The 7,644-nt window shown below is 41.7% G+C and carries 7 protein-coding genes; 5 read left to right on the top strand and 2 right to left on the bottom strand.

Annotated features, from left to right (window positions below):
- The 5 genes from ACYQ2M_RS17535 to ACYQ2M_RS17515 all read left to right on the top strand — a co-directional run.
- On the top strand, positions 1 to 896 hold an 896-nt coding region (locus ACYQ2M_RS17535), incomplete at its 5' end, for a glycosyltransferase (protein ID WP_459917669.1).
- Positions 897 to 947: 51 nt separating this feature from the next.
- A complete protein-coding gene (locus ACYQ2M_RS17530) occupies positions 948 to 2,204 on the top strand; it encodes a lipid II flippase MurJ (protein ID WP_459917668.1) in 1,257 nt (418 codons plus the stop codon).
- A gap of 406 nt (positions 2,205 to 2,610) precedes the next feature.
- Entirely contained in the window at positions 2,611 to 3,582 is a 972-nt protein-coding gene (locus ACYQ2M_RS17525) for a glycosyltransferase family 2 protein (RefSeq protein WP_459917667.1), read from the top strand.
- Between the two features lie 25 nt (positions 3,583 to 3,607).
- Entirely contained in the window at positions 3,608 to 5,050 is a 1,443-nt protein-coding gene (locus ACYQ2M_RS17520) for a sugar transferase (protein ID WP_459917666.1), read from the top strand.
- A 1-nt stretch (position 5,051) separates the two neighbouring features.
- On the top strand, positions 5,052 to 5,825 hold the full coding sequence (locus ACYQ2M_RS17515; protein WP_459917665.1) for a hypothetical protein: 774 nt from the start codon (positions 5,052 to 5,054) through the stop codon (positions 5,823 to 5,825).
- A 16-nt stretch (positions 5,826 to 5,841) separates the two neighbouring features.
- On the opposite strand, the gene ACYQ2M_RS17510 is transcribed toward ACYQ2M_RS17515, so the two are convergent.
- Both ACYQ2M_RS17510 and ACYQ2M_RS17505 read right to left on the bottom strand, forming a co-directional pair.
- The gene (locus ACYQ2M_RS17510) at positions 5,842 to 6,672 is read right to left on the bottom strand and encodes an ABC transporter ATP-binding protein (protein WP_459917664.1); all 831 of its coding nucleotides are present in this window, start codon (positions 6,670 to 6,672) and stop codon (positions 5,842 to 5,844) included.
- Positions 6,660 to 7,643 carry an ABC transporter ATP-binding protein gene (locus ACYQ2M_RS17505; protein ID WP_459917663.1) on the bottom strand — a complete coding sequence of 328 codons (984 nt, stop codon included), beginning with the start codon at positions 7,641 to 7,643 and terminating at the stop codon, positions 6,660 to 6,662. The genes ACYQ2M_RS17510 and ACYQ2M_RS17505 overlap by 13 nt, the downstream gene beginning before the upstream one ends.
- Position 7,644 lies beyond the last annotated feature (1 nt).

Genomic DNA, 7,644 nt, shown 5'->3' with positions numbered 1-7,644 from the left:
CGTATACTTTAGATAAGGCCTCAATGAGAAAAAATATTTGCGCGGTATCAGTAATTTTTGACCCGAGTCCTGCGGTTTTCGAAAGAATAAATATTATAAAAAATCAGGTAGATTTTATGTTTGTTGTCGATAACAGCACGAAACCCGTTTCAATGGAATTAACCGGGTGCTTTATGCATCATAATGCAAACAAGGGGGGGCTCGCGGGTGCGCTCAATTACGCTTTAAAAAAAGCTCGACATTACAAAATTAGGTATATGTTCTTATTCGATCAAGATACGGATGTGTGCCCTGACTTTGTGGAAAAAATGTTAATATTCTCTAGTGATGTCGAGAATTCCCTCGTGGGAATTTATGGACCGAGACATGTAAACACTAGCACTAAGCAACCCGTACGCGTTTCTGCAATTGATAAGTTTTTTTGTTCTCAATGGCCCACCGAACAAAATAAGATTATAAAATGCTATTTTATGATCAATAGTTGTTCAATGCTCGACTTAAAAATCATCCCCCAAGAGTTTTATTATGAAGAGAATTTATGTGTAGATATGGTTGACGTAGAGTTCGGGCTTCGACTAAACAAAAATGGAATTAAAACGCTCTGTTTCCCATGTGTAACTGTCTCCCATGGAATAGGCAATCGAAGTCCAGGGTCATTTATTTTCTCCGCTACTAACTATGATGCCAATAGAAAATATTTTCAAACCAAAAATAGATTCATCTTGTGGCGGAAATATTATAAGGATTTTCCCTTTTTTGTATTTTCAGACATGCAAATATGGCTATTTGATTGTTTTAGAACGCTAATATTTGAAAATAATAAGCTGAAAAAATTTAAATCTATATCTGAAGGGATTCGTGATGGATTCTCTTCATACGTACAATTTCGGGACTAATATATACTGTTTCCTTTTTTTAATTGTTGAGATTTTCCAGGATTATATTATTTGAACAAAAAATTTATTTCAAAATTTTTATTTGTATCATGTCTGCGTCTGGTCGGCGGGTTTGCTATGCTATGCGTAAGTATAGCCGTAACGCGTTCACTTGGAGGATCTGAATCAGGATTTTTTTTTCTGGGACTTACCATTGTAAGCTTCCTATCAACTTTTGCACGGATTGGGCAAGAGCAGACAGTGTTACGCTTCACTGCTGATGGTTCTAACTCTGCACGATCTGTACACTATAAATCTATTTTATTATCTTCCTTTGTTTCCTTTTTTTTAACTATATGTGTGATTGTTTATTCTAATTGGATAGGAACAAACCTTTTTAACAAGCATTCGATGGGTACAATACTGTTTTTTCTATCGCCTTCAATTATTTTCATGACTCTTTACACGTTAGCAGCATATTCTATGCAGGGATTAAGGCACTCTTCTGCAGCTATTTTTACTTTGAGTGTGTGTACGTCGGTGCTGTTCATAGCCGGGTTGTTTTTCTTACGTCCAGAAAGCGCAAAAACTTCAGCAATAATATTTTCGATAACTTCTATGATAACTATGTGCATAAGTTTATTGTATTTGTACATTAAGGCTCCGTTTTTGCCAAATAAGCCAATATCCTGGCATAAGATGATAAAAAGTTTTTTACCCCTATGGGTTGTCTCGTTAATGTCCGAGTCCACCCTTTGGTCTGGACAAATTATATCTGGTTTATATCTAGAATCAAATCAAATTGCACTACTCGCCTCTGCGCAAAGGCTTGCAGGGGTAACCAGTTTCATTCTAGTTTCAATAAATTTCATCGTTGCTCCAAGTTTTGCATCAATGTATAGAAAAAATGAGTACGAAAAAATTAGAGAATTATCAAAAAAGTCTGTTTGCTGGATGCTTCTCTTCACATTCCCTATTGTATTGTTTTTTTTAATTTTGCCAAAATTCATGATGTCAATTTTCGGAGAGGGGTTCGAAGAAGGTAAAAATATTTTAAGAATTTTAGTTGTAGCTCAACTTATTAATGTCCTAACTGGCTCGGTAAGTTTATTATTATCAATGACAGGACACGAAAAAGATCTTAAGAACTGCGCATTGGTGTCTGGAATCTGTGCAATTATTTTTTCTTTAGTTTTAATCCCTTTTTACGGCGTTATAGGGGCTGCATTAGCTACTGCATCGGCTATTTGCATTCAGAATGTTATGGGCGTTTATTGTGTAAACAAAAGGTTAGGTTTCAATACGCTAGCAATCTGGCGTCGTTTATAACCAAAATCCAAGAAAATAATAAAAAGGATAAAATAGAGGATTATCTTTTCATTACATAAAAATTAACGAACAATCGACAATTTCTACTCGGCATTTTACAACTCTTCGATGAAAAAATATTGACCCGTTTGTCTCAATTTTCATGGACAACCGATTTGACAAAGATTAAATCTTTGGTGGTGATTTTCCTTCTTCTGATTACAATCGTTTCCATGAGATCAGATATAGCAGATAATTGTTAAAGAGCTCAGCCCCAAATAAAAAATTTGAAATTCCTGCAATTTTTTGATTTTGAAATAAAGTCTTATGGAGTGAGATGTGACAATATATGGATTGAAATGCAATTTGGTAGGTTGAAAATGCTTGTGATTTAGAGGCGTTTTGAGTATTAAAGAAGCTCATGGGTATGAACAAAACAGCATTCAAAGTAACACCATCTACAAGTTCTCTGTCTTTACAACGTAGGCAGATATCTCTGGTTATCCCCACCTGGAACGCTGGACCTTCGTTATCTTCACTATTATACAGTGTGAAATATCAAACTGTCCGTCCCATGGAAATTATTATTATTGATTCTGAATCTAAGGACGCAACCAGGCACATCGCTGAAACGGCCGGTTGTAATGTATATAAAATAAAGGAAAAAGAATTTTCCCATGGTGGAACTCGAAATTTCGGTGCCTCCGTCGCTAAGGGCAATATTATCGTATTCATGACCCAAGATGCCCAATTAGCAGATACAAATTCATTGGACTTCATCACGAAATATTTTTCTGACAACGCCGTGGGAGCAGTCTGTGGTCGTCAAATCCCCCAAAAGGATGCAACACCTCTTGCAGCACATATTCGATTTTTCAATTATCCGATCAATCCCTGTATAAAAACAAAAAATAATATTTTAAAAATGGGTATCAAAACCCCTTTTATTTCCAACTCCTTTGCAGCCTACAGAAAATCACTCTTTGATGAACTGGGTGGTTTTTCCGATAGTTTAATATTTGGTGAGGACATGTACTTTGCAGCAAAAATAATTTTGTCCGGGTACAGCGTTGCTTACGCAGGCGATGCATGCGCATTTCATTCGCACAACTATTCAGTTTTAGAAGAATTTTGTCGGTACTTTGATATTGGTGTTCTTCACGCACGAGAAACGTGGATTCAAGAATCCTTTGGTAGCACAAATGGCGAAGGGCTACGTTTTTTTCGGTCAGAATTATCCTACGCCTATAAATATGGATTTTATTGGGTAATACGATCAGTATTGAGTTGTTGTCTAAAATTTATAGGCTACAAAGTAGGTGGTTTTGAATCACGACTACCAAATATCTGCAAGTATTGGTTCAGCATGAATAAAAATTACTGGATAAAAAAACAATAAATAACACAAAAGCAAAGCAATTAATATGAAAGGACTCCTAAAAAAACACGCCACATTTCTCATTACCCTGTTCCGACTGCTTGATCCTTTGGTTTTGTGCGGTTGTACCTGTTTTTTTTACCGTCACGCCTGGCTTGATTCTTTTGAACTTGCCAAAGTACTCATTATCTATGGGTGCATTCTCATATTGATTGTGTTTCCATTTTTCGGCCTCTACAAATCGTGGCGGGTGGAGAGCCTGGGCAATGAAATAAAGGCTCTTGCTGGGGCATGGCTGACAACATTATTGCTGTTTCATGCCCTGACCCTTATCCTTGCAGATGCGGAACAGTTGGCCGTTTTGTGGCCCTATGGGCTCTTTACAGTAAAGGCGTTCTGTTTGTGGGCAATGTCAGTTATCGCCGGTATTGCTTTCCTGAGGATCATGGCAAGATTGATGTTGAGAGTTATCCGTAAAAATGGCTGGAATCAAAGAACGGTTGTGATTGCAGGCGCTGGTGAGGTAGGTGTCAATCTGGCTAAATATCTCCAGACCACCGGGCGACTGGGTATCAAGGTCACAGGATTCTTCGATGATAAAAAAAACACTGATCAGGAAATTAATATTGGAAAGGATAAAACCGTTCCAGTACTTGGCAATCTCAATGACGCCATTTCCTTTTGTGTTAAAACCGATGTGGATATCGTCATCATTGCACTTCCCATGCGAGCCGCCCAAAAAATCAATGAACTGGTGTGTCAACTCGGACTCCAGGGCATCAATGTTATGATGGCACCCGATCTTTTTGCCTTTGGCCTGCAAAGGGCAAAAATTGTCCACATCGGGGAGACCCCTGTGATGATATTTAACCTGTTTCCCCCCTGGAAGCGCGTCTTTGATATTTTTTTCTCTCTGGCTGCTTTAATCCTTTTTTCACCACTGATGATCTTAATTGCCTTGATCATTAAAAAGGAAGGGAAAGGCACCATCTTTTTCAAGCACCCCAGGATAGGGGAACGCGGAAAATCCTTTAACTGCCTTAAATTCAGAACCATGCACATGGATGCAGATAAACAATTCAGTGAACTTTTGCAAAACAATGCTGAATTTGCCAAGGAGTGGGAAGAAAATTATAAATTGAAGAATGATCCCAGGATCACACGTATTGGTTCCTTTCTGAGAAAAACCAGCCTGGATGAATTACCCCAGTTTATCAATGTTTTAAAGGGAGACATGAGCATTGTGGGAGCAAGGCCCATTGTAAAGGAAGAGCTTCACCGATATTACAATAGCTGTGCACTGACCTACTGTTCCATGAAGCCAGGAGTAACAGGTCCATGGCAGACAGGGAAACGAAATAATATATACAGTTACAGAGAAAGGGTGGAACTCGACAGATTGTATGTTCTGAATTCAAACATCTGGCTGGATCTCAAGATAATCTGCAAGACAATACTCTCAATGGTGACAGGTAAAGGTGCATATTAATTTGAAAAAGTTAACAAATACGGTACTCTTTTTGCTAATTGTTTTTGCTTCAGGATGCAGTACACCCGTGGGACAGCAATGGTACAAAGATGGGTGCGGACAGATTGATTTTAATTTTGACAGAGAGACATGCCGGAGAAGTGCCGGAGAAATTGCCCGCCAGGCAACACTGACCGGCAACTTCATGGATAATGATGTCTTCCTTGATATATATACTCGATGCATCTATGCTAAAGGCTGGCGTTCTATACCCCCAGGCACCTCAAAAAAGAACAGCAGCCCCATAGAACTTGCCCAGGTTCAGGATGAAACCATTGCCGTTTTTAATCGTCACATTAGAATACCTTCAGGTTTCAAGCTCGCTGAAAACAGGAGTTCAAGTGTAGACGATATCAGAAAACAAACGCTCTTCTTTAAGAACCATAAAAAAATATTTATCAAGGTGGTCATTCAGGATGCGCTGAATCAAAAGTTTGAATCCATTGATTATCCTGTAAAAGAACACTTTATTGTTTATGATAAAGGGGAGAAACTTAACACCACTGAAAAGTTAAAATGGACTGTATTTGCAGGAGAAATTCAGGGACAGTGGGTTGCCGGGATTGGTGCATACCTGCTTTTGGGTGAAAAACAGAGGATTACCTTCACCATAAGTCGTAATCTCAGTGCGCCACAAAGCCCCCCTCCCCCCGGATTATCGTTGACCAAAAGACAGAAGCTGGAAATAGAATCTTTTTATGATGCACTGGGGGGCCCGCTGCTTTCAGGAATATAACGCGCAATAAATATAGTTAAAAAACAGGGCAGATATCAAATCTGGGCTGGGCTGCAATCAGCTTTCTGGTATACGGGTGTGCGGGGGAATCAATCACCTCACTGGTGGTACCGGTTTCCACAATGGCTCCATTGTGGATAACGGCAATGCGATCGCACAGATAATTTGCCGCAGCCAGATTATGGGTGATGAACAGAAAGGTCATCCCCAGCCGTTTGCGAATATTGAGCAACACCTGAAATAATTGTATGGCAATGGTAGCGTCCAGCATGGAGGTGGGCTCATCGGCCACAATAAATTCAGGCTCCAGCACAATGGCCCGGGCAATGGCCACCCGCTGCCGCTGCCCCCCGCTGAGCTGGTGGGGATATCGATCATAAAAGTCAGTGGCCGGTACCAGCCCCGAGGCTTCCAGGGTGGCCAGGACCTTTTCCCGCCGGCTCTCCCGGGTTCCCACCCCATGGACAATGAGGGGTTCTGTTACTGTTTCAGCAATGGAGAGATGGGGATTCAGGGATTGATAGGGGTCCTGAAAAATCATCTGAACCTTTTTTAGGTATGTCAGCAGTGCCCGGCCTTTCAACATGGGTACGGGTTGACCATCCAATCGGATCTCCCCCTGGGTGGGTTTTTCCAGCTGGGCCAGCAACCGCCCTGCGGTGGTTTTGCCGCTGCCGCTCTGCCCCACCAGGCCAAAAATTTCCCCCCGATAAATTTTAAGATTAACATCCTTCAGGGCCACCACATCACTTGCACTTTTATGAAACAGACGATCCTTCTGGCTATAAACTTTTGATATATTTATCAGTTCCACCACAGGATCATGCTGTTTTTTTATTTCCCCCATGACGCTCCTTTGGTTATGCTTTCTTTAAAACACCGAACCCCATGGGTGGGGGATAAAATCCGCCAGCCCGGACTGCCGGTGTTGCAGCCATCAAGCGGGCTCTCACACACCCGGGCCATGGCACATCCCTGATCCCAGCCTTTTTCACCCCGCGGGACATTGATATCCGGCACCCGGACATTTTTACAATTATCAAGGGTAAGGTAAGAACCAAGCAACTGCCGTGTATAGGGATGGGTTGGTGTTTGAAACACCTCCTCCCGGGTACCGGCCTCCACAATTTTTCCATCATACATCACACAAATATGCCTACACACCCGGGCCACCACAGCTATATCATGCGAGATAAACACAAAACTGGTATGGGTCAACTCCTGTATTTTTAAAATTTCTTTGAGTATCTGATCTTGCACCACCACATCCAGGGCCGTTGTGGGTTCATCGGCAATGATCAGACGGGGCCCACAGGCAAGGGCCATAGCAATGACGGCCCGCTGCTTCATGCCGCCACTGTACTGGTGGGGATAATCATGGATGCGATTCCTCGGAATCCCCACCAGATCAAACAGAGAGGCAATCCGTGCATCCATGTCCGCCGAAGAAATGCGGTCCTGGTGAGTGATAATCATTTCAGCCACTTGCTCTCCCACCCGGACAACCGGGTTCAGCGCATTCATGGCAGCCTGAAAAATCATGGCCACCTCTTTTCCCCGGATTTTTCTAAGATCATCCTGTGACAGACGTGTAAGATCCCTATCTCCCAGAAGTATCCGACCCTGCAAAATGGCGGCATTGTCCGGCAGCAGCCCCATCAAGGCCATACCTATAGTGGTTTTACCGCAACCCGATTCCCCCACAAACCCAAGAGAAGTTCCTGGTTCAATGGTAAAAGAGACATCATCAACTGCCTTGACCATACCTGTTGTACCTTCATAGCCCACAGTCAGATTTTCCACGGTGAGTAATGCCATG

It is taken from the genome of Desulfocicer niacini, from assembly GCF_054657595.1.
This window is presented reverse-complemented; position numbering and strand designations above follow the sequence as displayed.